The organism is Burkholderia sp. BC1 (assembly GCF_052683555.1).
Genome location: NZ_JBQYLP010000199.1, coordinates 1 through 16,483, shown reverse-complemented (window position 1 = coordinate 16,483; position 16,483 = coordinate 1). Strand labels below are relative to the sequence as shown.

At 69.4% G+C, this 16,483-nt stretch carries 15 protein-coding genes; 5 read left to right on the top strand and 10 right to left on the bottom strand.

Annotation, left to right across the window (positions count from 1 at the left end; all coding sequences use genetic code 11):
• Positions 1-44: 44 nt before the first annotated feature.
• The 3 genes from ACSHSS_RS30410 to pdxR all read right to left on the bottom strand — a co-directional run bounded on the left by ACSHSS_RS30410 (position 45) and on the right by pdxR (position 2,496).
• Positions 45-467, bottom strand: coding sequence for a cupin domain-containing protein (locus tag ACSHSS_RS30410; RefSeq protein ID WP_105842087.1), 423 nt, complete (start codon positions 465-467; stop codon positions 45-47).
• A gap of 10 nt (positions 468-477) precedes the next feature.
• Positions 478-915: a carboxymuconolactone decarboxylase family protein gene (locus ACSHSS_RS30405; RefSeq protein ID WP_006397188.1), complete on the bottom strand. Its 438-nt coding sequence runs from the start codon at positions 913-915 to the stop codon at positions 478-480.
• Between the two features lie 93 nt (positions 916-1,008).
• Complete coding sequence (pdxR, locus tag ACSHSS_RS30400) at positions 1,009-2,496, bottom strand: MocR-like pyridoxine biosynthesis transcription factor PdxR (protein ID WP_445545991.1); 1,488 nt, start codon at positions 2,494-2,496, stop codon at positions 1,009-1,011.
• A gap of 612 nt (positions 2,497-3,108) precedes the next feature.
• Between pdxR and ACSHSS_RS30395 the strand changes: the two genes are divergently transcribed.
• The 4 genes from ACSHSS_RS30395 to ACSHSS_RS30380 all read left to right on the top strand — a co-directional run bounded on the left by ACSHSS_RS30395 (position 3,109) and on the right by ACSHSS_RS30380 (position 6,699).
• Positions 3,109-3,795 carry a type 1 glutamine amidotransferase domain-containing protein gene (locus tag ACSHSS_RS30395; protein ID WP_445545990.1) on the top strand — a complete coding sequence of 229 codons (687 nt, stop codon included), beginning with the start codon at positions 3,109-3,111 and terminating at the stop codon, positions 3,793-3,795.
• Between the two features lie 124 nt (positions 3,796-3,919).
• Positions 3,920-5,029 carry an NADH:flavin oxidoreductase/NADH oxidase gene (locus ACSHSS_RS30390; protein WP_445545989.1) on the top strand — a complete coding sequence of 370 codons (1,110 nt, stop codon included), beginning with the start codon at positions 3,920-3,922 and terminating at the stop codon, positions 5,027-5,029.
• A gap of 105 nt (positions 5,030-5,134) precedes the next feature.
• Positions 5,135-6,205 (top strand): AI-2E family transporter, encoded by a 1,071-nt coding sequence (locus tag ACSHSS_RS30385; protein ID WP_006397172.1) that lies wholly within the window; start codon positions 5,135-5,137, stop codon positions 6,203-6,205.
• A gap of 137 nt (positions 6,206-6,342) precedes the next feature.
• Positions 6,343-6,699, top strand: coding sequence for a hypothetical protein (locus ACSHSS_RS30380; protein ID WP_254210156.1), 357 nt, complete (start codon positions 6,343-6,345; stop codon positions 6,697-6,699).
• A gap of 19 nt (positions 6,700-6,718) precedes the next feature.
• On the opposite strand, the gene ACSHSS_RS30375 is transcribed toward ACSHSS_RS30380, so the two are convergent.
• The gene (locus ACSHSS_RS30375; protein WP_039218189.1) at positions 6,719-7,513 is read right to left on the bottom strand and encodes an SDR family NAD(P)-dependent oxidoreductase; all 795 of its coding nucleotides are present in this window, start codon (positions 7,511-7,513) and stop codon (positions 6,719-6,721) included.
• Positions 7,514-7,683: 170 nt separating this feature from the next.
• On the opposite strand from ACSHSS_RS30375, the gene ACSHSS_RS30370 reads away from it, so the two are divergent.
• Positions 7,684-8,355 (top strand): AraC family transcriptional regulator, encoded by a 672-nt coding sequence (locus tag ACSHSS_RS30370; protein WP_445545988.1) that lies wholly within the window; start codon positions 7,684-7,686, stop codon positions 8,353-8,355.
• Positions 8,356-8,394: 39 nt separating this feature from the next.
• Here ACSHSS_RS30370 and ACSHSS_RS30365 read toward each other — a convergent pair whose 3' ends face one another.
• The 6 genes from ACSHSS_RS30365 to ACSHSS_RS30340 all read right to left on the bottom strand — a co-directional run.
• A complete protein-coding gene (locus ACSHSS_RS30365) occupies positions 8,395-8,982 on the bottom strand; it encodes a LysE family translocator (protein WP_445545987.1) in 588 nt (195 codons plus the stop codon).
• Between the two features lie 96 nt (positions 8,983-9,078).
• A complete protein-coding gene (locus ACSHSS_RS30360) occupies positions 9,079-10,536 on the bottom strand; it encodes a heavy metal sensor histidine kinase (RefSeq protein ID WP_088926932.1) in 1,458 nt (485 codons plus the stop codon).
• Complete coding sequence (locus tag ACSHSS_RS30355; RefSeq protein ID WP_006397161.1) at positions 10,533-11,231, bottom strand: heavy metal response regulator transcription factor; 699 nt, start codon at positions 11,229-11,231, stop codon at positions 10,533-10,535. Before ACSHSS_RS30355 ends, ACSHSS_RS30360 begins: the two co-directional genes overlap by 4 nt.
• Before the next feature lie 11 nt (positions 11,232-11,242).
• Positions 11,243-12,751, bottom strand: a complete 1,509-nt coding sequence (locus tag ACSHSS_RS30350) for an efflux transporter outer membrane subunit (RefSeq protein WP_445545986.1) — start codon at positions 12,749-12,751, stop codon at positions 11,243-11,245.
• A complete protein-coding gene (locus ACSHSS_RS30345; RefSeq protein WP_445545985.1) occupies positions 12,748-13,977 on the bottom strand; it encodes an efflux RND transporter periplasmic adaptor subunit in 1,230 nt (409 codons plus the stop codon). Before ACSHSS_RS30345 ends, ACSHSS_RS30350 begins: the two co-directional genes overlap by 4 nt.
• 27 nt (positions 13,978-14,004) lie before the next feature.
• Positions 14,005-16,483, bottom strand: a 2,479-nt coding sequence (locus ACSHSS_RS30340; RefSeq protein ID WP_445545984.1) for an efflux RND transporter permease subunit, incomplete at its 5' end; no start/stop codon positions are given.

Here is a 16,483-nt window from a genome sequence, read left to right as displayed (position 1 = left end):
GCCGGTTTTTCCATTGGTATCGACACATCGTGCGCGACGCGCGCTCACCGCTCCATCGGCGACTTCAGCGGATCGTGCTCGCCGGTCAGCGCGAACACGACGAGCTGCGCGGGCTCGCTCTCGCTCGCATTGCGCGACACCTGGTGGCGCGCGCCCGGCGGCTCGTACCAGCCTTCGCCGGCGCGATAGCGCCGCAGCGGGCCGTCGTTGACTTGCGACAACACTTCGCCTTTCGACACGACCGCGAAGACGGAGCCGAGATGCCGATGCGGTTCGGACGCCTGACCAGGCGCATAGTCGACGATCGCGACGACCGCGAGCTTGCCCGGCGCTTCGGGCACGGTCTGTCGCATGATCGCGTGCGCGGCGTCGCCGGTCTCGTGTGCGTGCGTCGGCACGACCGACAGCGCGCCGAGCGCGAGCACCGCGCCGACGAGCGTGCGGCGCAAGGAGGTGCGGGTCGCCATCGTGCGCACCTCACTCGGGCATCTTGCGGAACGCGATCGCAAAGCGATTCCACGCGTTGATCGTCGCGATCAGCAGCGACAGGTCGAACAGCTCTTCGTCGCTGAAGTGCGGCTTCACGGATTCCCATACTGCATCGGGCACGTGGTCCTCGGCGACCAGCGTCAGCGCTTCGGTCCATTCGAGCGCGGCGCGCTCGCGTGCGGTGAAGAACGGCGTTTCGCGCCAGGCGACGACGGTCGCGAGACGGCGATCGGTTTCGCCGCCTTTGCGCGCGTCGGTCGTATGCATGTCGACGCAGAACGCGCAGCCGTTGATCTGCGACGCGCGCAGGCGGACGAGCTCCGCGAGCGGCTTTTCGATCGAGCTTTTCGCGAGGAAGTCCTCGGCGTTGCGCATCACCTTGATCGCATTCGGGCTGGCGGCATAGAAGTTCAGACGCGGTTGCATCGCAGGTCCTCTTTCGGTTGGAGCGCACGGTGGCGCGATGGACCCACTTTACGAGCCATACTGGCCTGCTTGAATGACCAATTTCGGGAAATATCAGGTGACCAGTGGCGCGCGCTGATCGGCGACGCCGTCGCCGAGTATCGCGGCGAGCCGCGCGAGCGTCGCGTCGATGCGTACCGCGTCGATGCCGCCATACCCGAACAGCAACCCCGCGCGTACCGGCACGTCGACGTGAAACATCGAGATACCGTAGAGCCCGATGCCCTGCATGCGCGCCGCGCGGATCAGCGCCGCTTCGTCGACGCCCGGCTTCAGCAGCGCGGCGAGGTGGATGCCGGCGCTCGGCACGATCGCGTCGAACCACGGCGCGAGCGCGCCGCGCAGATGCACAATCACCATCTTGCGGCGCGCGTCGTAGTGCTTCTGCACGCGGCGCAGATGCCGCGCGAAATCGCCGTCGAGCATGAAGTGCGCGAGCGCCGCCTGCGTCAGCGTGCACGTATGCCAGTCGACGATCTGCTTCGCTTTGCAGAGCGCGCCGCGCAGCGCGCGCGGCGGAATCGCATAGCCGATCCGCAGTTCCGGGAAGATCGTCTTCGAGAACGTGCCGACGTAGGCGACGAGCCCCGTGCGATCGAGGCTCTTCAGCGATTCGACGGGCCGCCCCTCGAAGCGGAATTCGCCGTCGTAGTCGTCCTCGATGATCACCGCGCGCCGACGCTGCGCCCATTCGAGCAGCGCGATGCGCCGCTCGAGCGACATCGGCATCCCGAGCGGGAACTGGTGCGAGGGTGTGACGTAGACGAGCCGCGCCTCGTCGGGCAGCCGCTCGGTCACGAGGCCGTGCGCGTCGACCGGCACGCCGATCACCGTTGCGCCAAGCGACGCGAACGCGGCGCGGGCCGGCGGATAGCCGGGATCTTCGACCGCGACGACGTCGCCGGGCCGCACGACGACGCGGGCGAGCAGATCGAGCGCCTGCTGCGCGCCCTGCGTGACGATCACGTCGTCCCAGTTGCAGACCACCGCGCGGCGGAAGCCGACGTAGCGCGCGATCGCGCCGCGCAGCTGCGCATCGCCGGCCGGCTCGCGATATTGGCCGCGCACGCGCGCCTGCTGGCGCAGCGCGTGATGCAGACAGCGCCGCCACGTGTCGAACGGGAACAGCGTCTTGTCGGTGACGCCGCCGCGGAAGTCGTCGCGCGGCGTGTCGGCCGGCATCGGCATCGGCAGCGCGTCGGGCAGGTCGTTCCACCATGCGCGCGCATCGACCGCGTCGGCACGCGGCGTATCGCGCACGAGAGACGGCCCCGGCGCGTCGGCCGCATGCGGGACGCGCGCGAGCCCGTCGGCGACGAACGTGCCGTCGCCTGCACGCGTGTGCAGATAGCCTTCGGCGACGAGCCGTTCGAACGCATCGAGCGTCGTCTTGCGCGACACGCCGAGCTGCTTCGCGAGATCGCGCGTCGACGGCAGCCGTGCGCCGCCTTCGAGCCGCCCGTCGACGATCGCGGTGCGCAGCTGGCGGTAGATCTGGCCGGTCAGGTCGTGTCGGCCTTCGATGCGGATGGCGATGTCCATCGCAGTAGTGGTTACCTCGATCGGGTCGTTTTGTGGCCGATTGGCATACCGCGAGTATGCACCGGCCGAAACGCCGAACGCGAGCGCCGCCGCGCGCGGCACGGACGCAAAGATGAAACCCTGCGGACGGCAGGGTCGAACGGCCGTTTACTAGACGACCGGTCTAATCAGCGGCTATGATCCGAGCTCCTGAACCGGGCGAGCCGAACCGTGCGACATGCGGCGCGCGCCGGATGACGGGACGCGAGGCGACATGCAGACGTGTGCGTGCGGAAGGGCGGAGCGACAATGCGACGCGCTGCCGGTGGCGGACGCCACGGCGCGACAGGCGCACAATCGGGCTGATGCGGCAACGCAGTCGCCACCGATGCGAGCCGACACCGCGGACACCGCGTATCGCGCGCGGCTTATAGACGACTGGTCTAATACAGCGACCGGTTTTGTGTATCGCCGCCGCACGTTGTCGCACGAGCGCGGACTAACGGGCACGCACCGCGCATGCGGCGCCGGCCGCCGACGCGGCACCGCGCGTCGTGCGCCGGCATGCCCGATGCTCGACACGGCTGCCGCCCGCGCGGCCCGTTCCCGTCAATTTCATAGGAGTGTCCGATCATGAAGATTCTGGTTGTCCTGACCTCGCACGACACGCTCGGCGACACCGGCAAGAAAACCGGCTTCTGGCTCGAGGAACTGGCCGCGCCGTACTACGCGTTCAAGGATGCGGGCATCGCGCTGACGCTGGCGTCGCCGAAGGGCGGCCAGCCGCCGCTCGACCCGAAGAGCAGCGATCCGTCCGCGCAGACCGACGCGACGCGCCGTTTCGATGCCGATCCGGCCGCCAAGGCCGACCTCGCGGCGACGCGCAAGCTGGCCGACGTGTCGATCGACGACTACGACGCGGTGTTCTACCCCGGCGGCCATGGTCCGCTGTGGGATCTCGCCGAGGATCTGCATTCGATCGGCCTGATCGAACGCACGCTTGCGGCCGGCAAGCCGGCGGCGCTCGTCTGTCATGCGCCGGGCGTGCTGCGCCACGTGAAGGACCCGAAAACCGGTGAGTCGATCGTGCGCGGCAAGCGCGTGACCGGCTTCACGAACAGCGAGGAGGCGGCCGTCGGACTGACCGAAGTCGTGCCGTTCCTCGTCGAAGACATGCTGAAGACCAACGGTGCGCAGTTCGAGCGCGGCGCCGATTGGGCGCCGCATGTCGTGACCGACGGGCTGCTGATCACCGGGCAGAACCCGGCGTCGTCGGCGCCCGCGGCCGAAGCGCTGCTCGCCGCGCTGAGCCGGCGCTGAACGCGCCGCTGGCCAGGCGCCGTCGCGTCGCACAAGCGGCGCGGCGGCATCCGTTTCGCGCCGTCGTGCAGCCGCATGACGGCTCAACCCGCCGTTTCGCAGGACCAAGCAATAGGAGTCATGGATGTCTGCCTTGTTCGAACCGTTCAAACTGAAGGATGTCACGTTGCGCAACCGGATCGCGGTGCCGCCGATGTGTCAGTACGTCGCCGAGGACGGCGTCGTCAACGACTGGCATCACGTGCACCTGGCCGGCATCGCCCGCGGCGGCGCGGGCCTCGTGATCGCCGAGGCGACGGCCGTGTCGCCGGAAGGCCGCATTACGCCGGGCTGCGCCGGACTCTGGACCGATGCGCAGGCCGAAGCGTTCGCGCCGTCGGTCGCGGCGATCAAGGCCGCGGGCGCGGTGCCCGGCATCCAGATCGCGCATGCGGGCCGCAAGGCGAGCGCGAACCGTCCGTGGGAAGGCGACGACCATATCCCCGAAGGCGATCCGCGCGGCTGGCAGACGATTGCGCCGTCGGCCGTGCCGTTCGGCGCGCATCTGCCGAAGGTACCGCGCGAGATGACGCGCGACGACATCGCGCGCGTGCAGGCCGATTTCGTCGCGGCGGCCAAGCGTGCGCACGACATCGGCTTCGAATGGCTCGAACTGCATTTCGCGCACGGCTATCTCGGCCAGAGCTTCTTCTCCGTGCACTCGAACCGGCGCACCGACGAATACGGCGGCTCGGCCGAGAATCGCGGCCGCTTCCTCGTCGAGACGCTGGCCGCGGTCCGCAAGGTCTGGCCCGAGCATCTGCCGCTGACCGCGCGTTTCGGCGTCATCGAATACGACGGCCGCGACGAGGAGACGCTCGCCGAATCGATCGCGCTCACGCAGCGGCTGAAGCAGGAAGGGCTCGACATGCTGAGCGTGTCGGTCGGCTTCTCGACGCCCGACGCGCAGATTCCGTGGGGCCCGGCGTTCCTCGCGCCGGTCGCCGAGCGCGTGCGCCGCGAAGCGGGGCTGCCGGTGTCGTCCGCGTGGGGCATCGACACGCCGCAACTGGCGAACCGCGTCGTCGCCGACGAGCAGCTCGATCTCGTGATGGTCGGCCGCGCGCATCTGGCCGACCCGCACTGGCCGTACTATGCGGCCAAGCAGCTCGGCGTCGAGCGTCCGTCGTGGACGCTGCCCGCGCCGTATGCACACTGGCTCGAGCGCTATCGCGTCGCCGAGAAGGCAGCGTAAGCCCACGTCGCGCCGCGCCCATGCGCGGCATCGATGGATAGAATGGCGGTTCGCGCAGTGAGGTTGCTGCGCGAACCGCCATTTTTTTCTTTCGACAGAGGTGCGATGGGCACTCACGTTTCGTCGTCCCGCGACGCGGCCGCGCGGCCGCGCGCGCAACAGATCGCGCGCGCCGTGCTCTATGCGGCGCTTCTCGCGCTTGCGCTGTGGGTGATCCGCGCATTCATTCCCGCGATCGCCTGGGCCTGCGTGATCGCGATCGCGATGTGGCCGCTGCTGCAGCGGATCGAGGCGAACGCGCTGCTGCGCAACCGGCCGACGCTGGTCGCGACGATCGTCACGGCCGCCGTGTCGCTGCTGGTCGTGCTGCCGGTCGCGATCGCGCTCACGCAGGCGATCGTGCAGGCGCACGACCTGCGCGAATGGTTCCAGTCGATCCGCGACAACGGCATTCCGCTGCCCGACGTCGTCAACCGGCTGCCGTACGGCGCCGCGCAGATCACGCAATGGTGGCAAACCAACCTCGGTCATCCGCTGCATGCAGCCACCGCGATGCACGGCGCGAGCGGCGAAAAGGTGCTCGCGTTCGGGCGGCAGTTCGGCACGCGCGTCGCACATGCGGTATTCGAATTCGGCTTCATGCTCGTCACGCTGTTCGTGATCGTGCGCGCCGGACACCGGCTGGCCGGCGAACTGCTGCAGGGCGCGCAGCGTGCGTTCGGCCACGACGGCGCGCATCTGATCGAGCGCATGGTCGCCGCGGTGCAGGGCACGGTCACGGGCCTCGTCGTCGTGGGGCTCGGCGAAGGCGCGCTGCTCGGCGTTGCCTATGCGCTCGCCGGCGTCCCGCATGCGGCGCTGCTCGGCGTCGTCACGGCGGTCGCCGCGATGTTGCCGTTCTGCGCGCCGCTCGTGTTCTGCGGCGCCGCGCTGTGGCTGTTCGTGCAGGGCGCGACCGCGTGGGCGATCGTGATCGCCGTGCTCGGCTTCGTCGTCGTGTTCGTTGCCGAACACTTCGTGCGGCCGGTGCTGATCGGCAACTCCGCACGGCTGCCGTTCCTGCTCGTGCTGTTCGGCATTCTCGGCGGTGCGGAGACGTTCGGCCTCATCGGCCTGTTCGTCGGCCCCGCGCTGATGACGGTGCTGACCGTGCTGTGGGCGGAATGGCGCGCGTAAGCGTTGCATCCGGCACACGCCGCGCACACCCGATTCGACATTTCTTTGCGATCCGAACCCCAAAGGTCGAGTAGCATGGGGCTTTCGGACGCGCCGGCAGGCGCAGCAGAACTCTTCCCAGCATGCGATTGATCCGGATGTCCCGTCCCGCTGCAACGCTTTCTCTGGCCGCTGGCTGCCTGATGTTGAACGGCTGCGCGTGGTTCGATGCATGGCTGCCGTTCTCGTATTCGCGGATGCCGGTGCCGAAGGCCGCGTCGCGGCACGGCGCGACGCGCGACACGGTCGTGCACGCCGGCGGCAATCCGCGCAGCGTGTGGATGGTGCGCAACGGCAGCGGCGTTTGCTACAACTATCTGCTCGAACACGGCGACGAGCGCCGGCCGTACTTCGTCGTGTTCGACCGCGCCGGCGCGGTCACGCACCACGGCTTCGACACCTGCATGAACGCCGACCGCAGCGGCCGGCTGCAGGCGCGCAACGGCGGCGCGTAGCGCGGCAGCCGCCGGCGCGCTAGGCGATCGTGTCGACGACGCCGCCGTCGACGCGCAGCGCCGCGCCCGTCGTCGCCGATGCCTGCGGCGAACAGACGTAGACGACCATGTTCGCAACCTCCTCGGGCGTCGCGGGCCGCTGAATGATCGAACTCGCGCGATGCTCGCGGACGAAGTCGACCGCGACGTCGTCGACGCTGCGGCCGGTCTGGTCGGCCGTCTCCTGCAGCATCGTGCGCACGCCTTCCGACAGCGTCGGCCCCGGCAGCACCGAATTGACGGTCACGCGCGTGCCGGCCGCGAGCTTCGCGAGACCGCGCGCGATCGAGAGCTGGGCCGTCTTCGAGAAGCCGTAGTGAATCATGTCGACGGGAATGTTCAGTCCCGACTCCGACGACACGAACACGACGCGGCCCCAGTCGCGTTCGAGCATCCCTTTCAGATAGTGCCGCGCGAGCCGCACGCCCGACATCACGTTCATCTCGAAGTAGTGCGTCCATTCGGCATCGTCGATGTCGAAGAACGGCTTCAGCCCGTAGATGCCCGCGTTGTTGACGAGGATGTCGGCGTTCGGCGTGTGCTGCGCGATGCGCGCGGCGCCGGCGGCGCCGGACAGGTCGGCGGCGACGCCGTCGATATCCGCGCCTGGCGCGGCCGTGCGCAGGTGGGCGATCGCCGATTGGACCGACGCGTCGCTGCGTCCGTTGACGACGACACGTGCGCCTGCGCGCGCGAGTCCTTCGGCGATCGCGAGTCCGATGCCGGCGGTCGAAGCGGTGACGACCGCGGTCTTGCCTTTCAGATCGATGTGCATGAGCGTACCGGAAGAAGAGGGAACGGAGCCGCCGGCGCATGCCGCAGCGGCCGGAGTTCCAAGCTTAGGCGAAACCGCGCGCGCCGGCAGCGAAGCGATGCGCGCCGCTTGCGCGGTGCGACGCAGTCTTGTACGGTGTGCATTCGTCATTCGCTCCGGGAGCCCGCCGCGTGCGCCGTACCGTCCGCTCGTCCACGATGCCGTCGCCGTTCTGGCGCGACGCCGCGCTGCCGTTCATCGAAGCGCGCACCGTCGACGACGGGCGCGAAATCTGCTACGTGAAGCACACGCACGACACGTTCTCGATCGGCGCGATCGTCGGCGGAACGAGCACGTACGTGAACGGCACGACGAACCAGCACGTCGGGCGCGGCGTGCTCGTCATCATCGATCCGGAACAGGTGCATGCGTGCAATCCGTACGGGCCCGACAACTGGGCGTACCGGATGGTGTACGTCGACGTGCCGTGGCTCGCGCGGCTCCAGCATGCGCTCGGCCGCGACGCGAACACGGATTTCCACGGTTTTTCGTCGAAATGGACGCAGCGGCGCGATCTGTTCGCGCAGTTCGGTCGTTTCTACCGCACGCTCGACGCGATCTGCGCAGCGGCCGATCTGTCGCCGTCGTACCTGATCCGCGCGTTCGGCGCGCGCTACGGGATGACGCCGCATGCGTTCCTGATCGACCGTCGCGTGCAGTACGGGCGCGCGGAACTGCGGCGCGGCCGTCCGATCGCCGACGTCGCGCTCGATGCCGGTTTCGCCGATCAGGCGCATTTCCAGCGCGCGTTCCGCCGGATCGCGGCCGCGACACCCGGCCAGTATCGCGGCGCGGCCCGCTGAAGCGCCGCGCGCGCCGCGCCGCGTGGCGAGGCGTCGAGATTAGACGTCGAGCAGATACAACGCGCTTCCCGCCAGCAGCAACGCCATCAGCCGATTGAATACGCGCATCCGGCGCGCGCTTGCGAGCCGCTGCCGCAGCGACGCGCCCGCGTACGCCCAGCAGCCGATCGACGCGAAACAGATCACGAGATACAGCCCGGCGAACTGCCAGACTTGCGCGTGATCGCCGTTGGCCGCATACGCGCCCATTGCCGCGACGCACGCGAGCCACGCTTTCGGATTGAGCCACTGCATCGCCGCGCCCGACGCCGCGGACGGCCCCGTGACCTTCGTATCGGCCGGCAGCCGGCCGTCGTCGAGTGCGAGGCGCCACGCCATGTAGAGCAGGAACGCGATGCCGGACCAGCGTGTCGCGGTCGTCAGCGCGGGCCAGCGCTCGAGCGCCGCGTGCAGGCCGAGGCCTGTCAGCAGAAACAGCGCGACGAAACCGAGCGTCGCGCCGGCCGCATAGCGCAGCCCCGCGCGCAGCCCGTGACGCGCGCCTGCGCCGAGCGCGACGATGTTGACGGGACCGGGCGTGATCGACGAAGCCAGCGCGAACGCGGCCATCGAAACCAGCATGCTCATCGAATCTCTCCATGCGAATATCGGAAGTCGCATCGAGAGTAAGCGCGCGGCGCGCGCGCGTATTGAAGAAAACTGCCGTCGGCGCGTCGCGCGAACTCAGTGCGCCGCGCGCGACGGACGCGCGTGCGGCAGCGTCGCCGACGCCGGGTGGCCGGATGCGTCCTGCGCGCGCGCCGGTGTGTCGGCGGAAGGTTGCGCGCACACCGAGAAGCCGAACGTGTTGACGCCGTCGGCGCACGTGACGAACACGCTGCCGCCGTGCATTTCGGCGACGGCCTTCACGATCGACAGCCCGAGCCCGTGATTCTCCATGCTGTTCGCGCGCGCTTCCTCGAGCCGGTAGAAACGCTCGAACACATGCGCGCGCCGGGCGGGATCGATCGGCTCGCCGGGGTTCGCGACCGACACGTCGACGAGCGCATCGCGCGGCGCGATCGTCACGTGCAGCGTCGCGCCGGGCGCCGAATGCTGGATCGCGTTGATCAGCAGGTTCGTCATCGCGCGCCGGAACAGCGACGGATCGACGGCCGCGCGCGCGTCGCCGTGCAGCTCCGCGCGCAGTTGCGCTTCGTCGAGCGGGATTTCGAGGAAGTCGAGCATGCGCTGCACCTCGTGCGCGAGCGACACGTACTTCAGATCGGTCGCGCGTTCGCCGCGGTCGCTGCGCGACAGGAACAGCATGTCGTTGATGATCACGCGCAAGCGCTCGAATTCCTCGAGATTCGACTGCAGCGTCTGGCGCAGCCGGTCGGCGGAACGGTCGCGGCTCGTCAGCGCGACCTGCGTCTGGCCGATCAGGATGCTGACCGGCGTGCGCAGCTCGTGCGCGACGTCGGCGTTGAATGCTTCGAGCCGCTCGTAGGTCTGCTGGATGCGCTCGAGCGCGCCGTTGAACGAGGCGGCCAGTTCGCGCAGCTCGGCAGGCAGCGCGTCGGTCTGCAGCCGCTGGCGGCGGTTCGCGACGCTCACGGCCGCCGCGTCCTGCGACAGCCGGTCGAGCGGCGCGAGCCCGAAGCGCGCGACCGCGCGGCTCAGCATCAGCGTGAGGATCGTCGCGGTCGCGATCAGCGCGGCGAGCGTCCAGCCGAAGCGGCGCAGCATCCGCTGCGTGCGCTCGCACGAGCTCGCGACGATCAGCTTCAGCGTCGGCCGCGCGCCGCTGCCGGCCACCGTGACGGTTTTCGTCATCACGTCGTAGCTGCTGTCGTTGAGCGCGTAGCGCTGGAACGCGCCGAGCGGTGCGCCGACCGGCACGCCGTCGACGGGACGGCCGAAGCGGAAGTCCGGATTCGGCGTGTCGACCTGATAGCGCGTCGAGCCGTCGGGCGGCTCGAGGTCGGCGAGCTTCTCCTTCATCAGCCTGCCGCGTTCGGGCGTGAGCGCATGCGACACGATCATTTCGGCGACCTTCGCGCGCGTGTCGAGCGTCGCGCGCAGCTCGGCGAACAGCTGGCGCTCCATCATCACGAACAGCCCGCAGCCGACGAGCGTAAAGACGAGCAGCGACACGATGCCGAACATCGTCGACAGCCGCAGCGCGATCGAGCGTTTCATGTGCGTTTCTCCGTGTCGCCGCCGTCGTCGCGCGCTTCGAGCACGTAGCCCATGCCGCGAATCGTATGCAGCAGCTTCTCCGGGAACGGGCCGTCAAGCTTCGCGCGCAGCCGCTTGATCGCGGTTTCGACGACGTTCGCGTTGCTGTCGAAATTCACGTCCCAGACGAGCTCGGCGATCGTCGTCTTCGACAGTACCTCGCCGCTGCGCCGCGCGAGCACGCCGAGCAGCTGGAATTCCTGCGCGGTCAGATCGAGCCGCGTGCCGTCGCGCGTCGCGCGGCGGCCGATCAGGTCGACACGCAGGTCGCCGATCGAGATCAGCGTCGATTCCTGCACGCGCGCGCGACGCGTCAATGCGCGCAGCCGCTCGATCAGTTCGAGGAACGAGAACGGCTTGGTCAGATAGTCGTCGGCGCCGCCGCGCAAGCCGCGCACGCGATCGTCGACGCGGTCGCGCGCGGTCAGCATGATGACGGGCGTCTGCTTCTGCGCGCGCAAGGCGCGCAGCACGCCGAAGCCGTCGAGCTTCGGCAGCATCACGTCGAGCACGACCACGTCGTAGTCGAACTCGACCGCCTTCCATGCACCGTCCTCGCCGTCGAGCGCGGTATCGACGACCCAGCCTTCCTCGGTCAGTCCGCTCTTCAGATATTCGACGACTTTCGGTTCGTCTTCGATGATCAGTACTTTCATGTTCGGATCCGTTATCGCGTGACCGCCTGCGGGCGCGTGCCGGCGGCGTCCGCGGCGGCCATGTCGGAGGAGGTCGCGGCCGCGCCGTTCCAGCCGCCGCCGAGCGCCTTCGCGAGAAAGACCACGAGCGCCGCGCGCTGCCCCTGGATCTGCACGGCCTGCCGCTCGCTCGTCAGCAACTGCTGTTCGGCCGTCAGGACGTCGATGAAGGGCGCGAGCCCGCCCGCGTAGCGGTCCTGCGCGAGCGACACGAGCCGGCGCGCGTCGTCGACGGCGGCGGACGCCTGCTGCGCCGCATCGGCGAGCACCGACAGCCCGGTCACCGCATTTTGCACCTCCTCGAACGCGGTGAGCACCGTCTGCCGATAGTTGGCCTGCGCGGCGACGTAGCCGGCCTGCGCGAAATCGACGCCGGCCTGCAGCTTGCCGCCCGCGAACAGCGACTCGCTCGCCGACGCGCCGATAGACCACAGCAGCGCCGGCACCGTGAACAGGCCCGAGAAGCGCGTCGCGTCCCAGCCGATGTCGGGCGACAGCGCGATGCGCGGAAAATACGCGGCGCGCGCGATGCCGATCTGCGCGTTCGCGGCGGCCATCGCGCGCTCGGCCGACGCGACGTCCGGGCGCCGCTGCAGCAGATCGCTCGGGATGCCGGTCGGCAGCGCCGGCGCGTTGATCGGCACCACGCGCGGCGGCAGCGAGAACGCGGGCGCCGGCGTGCCGACGAGCGTCGCGATCGCGGTTTCGACCTGCGCGCGCTGCCGTACCAGCAACTGCGCCTGCGTGCGCGTCGCGTCGAGCTGCGCGCGCTGCTGCAGCAGGTCGAGGCCCGACACCGCACCGAGATCGTGGCGCGCGCTCACATAGTCGAGCGCCTTCTGCTGCAGCGCGATCGAGCGCTGCACGACGTCGATCTCCGCGTCGAGCTCGCGCAGCGCGAAATAGCTCGACGCGAGATCGGCGCTCAGCACGACGCGCGCGTTCGCGAAGTCGTCGCGCGCCTGGTCGGTATTCGCCTCGGCGGCCTCGACCGTGCGCCGCACGCGGCCGAACAGGTCGAGCTCGTAGCTGACGCTCGGGCCGACCTGGATGTCGTTCTGCACGGTCGATACGTTCTGCGTCGCGTAGTTCGTCTGCGGCCGGTCGGCCGAGATGCGAAAGCGCTGGCCGCTCGCGTTCAGCGACACGGCCGGATATTGCGCGGACGCGACCGACGCGAGCGTCGCCTTCGCCTGGTCATAGCGCGCGGCGACGGCCTTCAGGCTCTGGTTGTTGCGCTGCGCCTCGGCTTCGAGCGCGTCGAGCTGCGGATCGCCGAATGCGGTCCACCAGGTCGCGTCGAGCGGCGCGCGCGCCGGCGCGGCCGGATGCCAGTACGCGTCGGCCGGATCGACGTGCCACGCGGCCGGCGTGTCGACCGCGGGCCGCCGGTAGTCGGGGCCGACCGTGCAGCCGGCGAGGGCGGCTGCCGCCGCGATCGCGCAGGCGGCGACGGCGCGGCGTGGGCCGGTCGCGATCACGATCGGGCTCCTGCGGCGGCCGACGCCGGTTGCGCGGTCGGCGTCGACACGACGACCGTGTCGCCGTTCGCGAGCGCATCGCCGGGGTTCGCGACGAGCCGGTCGTCCGGCGTGAGCGCGCCGTCGACTTCGAGCGTCTGGCCGATCGTGCGCACGACCGTCACGGGCTTCAGATGCACGCGGCCGTTCGCGTCGACGCTCGCGACGGTCGGCCCTTCCGCGCGGAACAGCAGCGTGCTGGCCGGAATCTGCAGGCGACCGACCGGCGTCATCGGCAGCGTAGCCTGCACGTAGGCGCCGGGCAGCAGCCGCTCGTCCGCGTTCGGCAGCGTGATCTCGACCTGCAGCGAGCGCGTCGCGACGTCGATCGCCTGCGCGGTGCGCGTGATCGTGCCGTCGAACGTGCGCCCCGGCAGCTCGGCCTGCGACACGCTCACGTGCTGGCCGACCTTCACCTGCTGCGCGTACGCCTGCGGCACCTGCACGTACAGGCGCAGCCGGTCGGCCTGCACGACCGTAAACAGCGCGCGCCCGGCGTTGCCGGAGCTGACGAGATCGCCGACGTCGACGTTGCGCTGCGTGACGACGCCGTCGATCGGCGCGACGATGCGCTGGAAGCCCTTCAGCTCGGTGAGCCGGCGCACGTTCGCGTCGGCCGCCGCGAGATTCGCGGCGCCTTGATTGAACGCGCCCTGACGGTCGTCGAGTTCCTGTTGCGACACCGCATCGCGCTCGCGCAACTGCTGCGCGCGCTCGAACGACGTCCTTGCGAGCGCGAGCGCCGCCTGTGCCTGCCGCCGCTGCGCGCTGGCCTGCGCGAGTTCCTGATCGAGCTCCGGCGTATCGAGTTCGGCGAGCAGCTGCCCTTGCTTCACGTGCGTGCCGATGTCGGCGTGCCAGCGCAGCACGTAGCCGCTCGCGCGCGCGTAGATCGGCGCCTCGACGTAGCCGCGCAGCGTGCCCGGCAGCGTCAGGCGGCCGCCGCTTGCCGCGTCGACGGGATGCACGACGGTCACGTATTGCCGCGTGTTCTGCTCGGCGACGGCATCGAGCCGGCCGCGGTTCAGCACGTTGACGACGATCGTGCGCGCGGCGCCCGCCGCGAGCAGCACGCCGATTACGGTCAGCACGATCCGCGCGCGTCGCGACACGGCCGTGCGGGACGGCAGGTGCATCCCGTGGTCGTCCACCTGGATGCCGACGCTGCTGTGATGTTTCTCTTCCATGAATTCAACCGGTCAGGATGCGAGAGGTTAGGGTGCCGCCCGGCGCTCGCGCCGGCGCGCGAGCCGCGCATGCACGCCGCCGAACACGAGCGGCACGAACAGCAGCGTCGATACGGTCGCGAACAGCAGCCCGCCGATCACCGCGCGGCCGAGCGGTGCGTTCTGTTCCGCGCCTTCGCCGAGCCCGAGCGCCATCGGCACCATCCCGATGATCATGGCGAGCGCGGTCATCAGCACGGGGCGGATCCGCGTCGCGCCGGCCTCGAGCGCGGCCGTCAGCGGCGGTGCGCCGGCCGCGAGCCGCTGCCGCGCGAACGAAACGACCAGAATGCTGTTGGCTGTGGCGACGCCGACCGTCATGATCGCGCCCGTCAGCGCAGGCACGCTCAGGTGCGTGCCGGTGATGAACAGCATCCAGGCGATGCCCGCGAGCGCGGCTGGCATCGCGCTGATGATGATCAACGGGTCGAGCCACGACTGGAAATTGACGACGATCAGCAGATAGACGAGCACGATCGCCATCGCGACGCCGGCGCCGAGCCCGAGATACGAGGTGCGCATCGTCTCGATCTGGCCGCGCATCGTCAGGTCCGTGCCGCGCGGCAGCGTCGCGCGCGCGTCCGACACGATGCGCGCGATGTCGCTCGCGACCGAACCGAGATCGCGGCCTTCGACGCTCACGTACAGATCGATCGCCGGGCGGATGTTGTAGTGCGTGACGATGGCCGGCCGCGCTTCCGCGCGCATCCGCACGAGGTTGCCGAGCAGTTGCGCGGGCGTGCCCGTACGGCCGTTCGCGGCGACCGGCGTGCCGAGCAGGTCGTCGACCGACGCGATGTCGTATTGCGGGGTCTGGATCGACAGCGGGTACTGCACGCCCGTTCTCGGATTGATCCAGAACGACGGCGTGGTCTGCGAACTGCCGGACAGCGAGATCAGCATGTTCTGCGCGACGTTCTGCGCGGACAGGTTCAGCTGCTGCATGCGCGTACGATCCATGTCGGCCAGCAGGGTCGGCTCGTCATTGCGCTGCAGTACATGCACGTCGACGGCGCCGGGAATGCGCCTGACCTCTTTCATCAGGCGGCTCGCGATGGTCATGTTACTCGCGAGATCGTTGCCGAGCACCTGCACGTCGATCGCGGCCGGCTGACCGAAGTTCAGGATCTGCGTGATGATGTCCGACGGCTGGAAGAAGAATTCGACGCCGGGAAAGCGCGCCGGCAGCGCCGCGCGCAGCGCGCGCACGTACGCCTGCGTCGAGCGGTGGCCGGGCTTCAGCGCGATCAGGATCTCGCCGTCGAGCGTGCCGATCGTGCCGGCGTTGCTGTACGACAGATTGATGCCGCTCACCGGCAGCCCGAGGTTGTCGACGATCGCGCCGAGCTCGTCGGGCGGCACGATGTCGCGCACGGCACGCTCGACGCGATCCGCGAGGCGCGCGGTCTCCTCGATCCGGTAGCCGGTCGGGGCGCGCATATGCAGCCGGATGTTGCCGGAATCCGCGTTCGGGAAGAAATCGCGGCCGAGCACGAACACGAGGCCGGTCGACAGCACGCAGAAGCCGAGAAAGCAGCTCGCGTAGAAGCGCCGGCGCACGAGCAGCATGCTGAGCAGCACGATGTACCACGCGCGCAGCCGCTCGAACGCCGCGTTGAACGCGCGATGCAGCCGCGCGAAGCGGCCGGTCGCGCGCTCGGGGCCGACGCTCGCCTGTTGCGGCCGGAACAGCAGCATCGCGAGCGTCGGCACGAGCGTGCGCGACAGCACGTAGGAGGCGAGCATCGCGAACACGACGGCCTCGGCGAGCGGCACGAACAGGTAGCGCGCGACGCCCGTCAGGAAGAACATCGGCACGAACACGATGCAGATGCAGAGCGTCGACACGAAGGCTGGCACCGCGATCTCGCCCGCGCCTTCGAGGATCGCGTCGTGCAGATCGGTGCCGAGATGCAGATGGCGCTCGATGTTCTCGATCGTCACCGTCGCATCGTCGACAAGAATCCCGACCGCGAGCGCGAGCCCGCCGAGCGTCATGATGTTGATCGTCTCGCCGAGCGCGGACAGCACGATCAGCGACGTGAAGATCGACAGCGGAATCGAGATCGCGATGATGAGCGTGCTGCGCCAGTTGCCGAGAAACAGCAGGATCATCATCGCGGTCAGCACGGCCGCGATCAGCGCCTCGTGGATCACGCCCTGCACGGCGGCGTTCACGAACACCGACTGGTCGAACAGCGGCGTGATCGTGAGCCCTTCGGGCAGCGTCGGCTCGACGCGCGGCAGCAGCGCCTTCAGGTCCGAGACGACTTTCAGCGTCGACGCGTCGCCGCTCTTCTGGATCGAGACCAGCACGCCGCGCTGGCCGTTCTGCCGGACGACGTTGGTCTGCGGCGAGAACCCGTCGCGCACCGACGCGACTTCGCCGAGATAGGTCGTCGCGCCGTTGACGGTCTGGATCGGCAGGTGCGTGATGTCGGCGATCGTGTCGGCCGACGCGTTTTTT

Excerpts from the sequence above, each read along its gene's own strand:
- ACSHSS_RS30410 (WP_105842087.1), bottom strand. The coding sequence starts at position 467 with ATGGCGACCCGCACCTCCTTGCGCCGCACGCTCGTCGGCGCGGTGCTC.
- ACSHSS_RS30405 (WP_006397188.1), bottom strand. The coding sequence starts at position 915 with ATGCAACCGCGTCTGAACTTCTATGCCGCCAGCCCGAATGCGATCAAG.
- pdxR (WP_445545991.1), bottom strand. The coding sequence starts at position 2,496 with ATGGACATCGCCATCCGCATCGAAGGCCGACACGACCTGACCGGCCAG.
- ACSHSS_RS30395 (WP_445545990.1), top strand. The coding sequence starts at position 3,109 with ATGAAGATTCTGGTTGTCCTGACCTCGCACGACACGCTCGGCGACACC.
- ACSHSS_RS30390 (WP_445545989.1), top strand. The coding sequence starts at position 3,920 with ATGTCTGCCTTGTTCGAACCGTTCAAACTGAAGGATGTCACGTTGCGC.
- ACSHSS_RS30385 (WP_006397172.1), top strand. The coding sequence starts at position 5,135 with ATGGGCACTCACGTTTCGTCGTCCCGCGACGCGGCCGCGCGGCCGCGC.
- ACSHSS_RS30380 (WP_254210156.1), top strand. The coding sequence starts at position 6,343 with ATGTCCCGTCCCGCTGCAACGCTTTCTCTGGCCGCTGGCTGCCTGATG.
- ACSHSS_RS30375 (WP_039218189.1), bottom strand. The coding sequence starts at position 7,513 with ATGCACATCGATCTGAAAGGCAAGACCGCGGTCGTCACCGCTTCGACC.
- ACSHSS_RS30365 (WP_445545987.1), bottom strand. The coding sequence starts at position 8,982 with ATGAGCATGCTGGTTTCGATGGCCGCGTTCGCGCTGGCTTCGTCGATC.
- ACSHSS_RS30360 (WP_088926932.1), bottom strand. The coding sequence starts at position 10,536 with ATGAAACGCTCGATCGCGCTGCGGCTGTCGACGATGTTCGGCATCGTG.
- ACSHSS_RS30355 (WP_006397161.1), bottom strand. The coding sequence starts at position 11,231 with ATGAAAGTACTGATCATCGAAGACGAACCGAAAGTCGTCGAATATCTG.
- ACSHSS_RS30345 (WP_445545985.1), bottom strand. The coding sequence starts at position 13,977 with ATGGAAGAGAAACATCACAGCAGCGTCGGCATCCAGGTGGACGACCAC.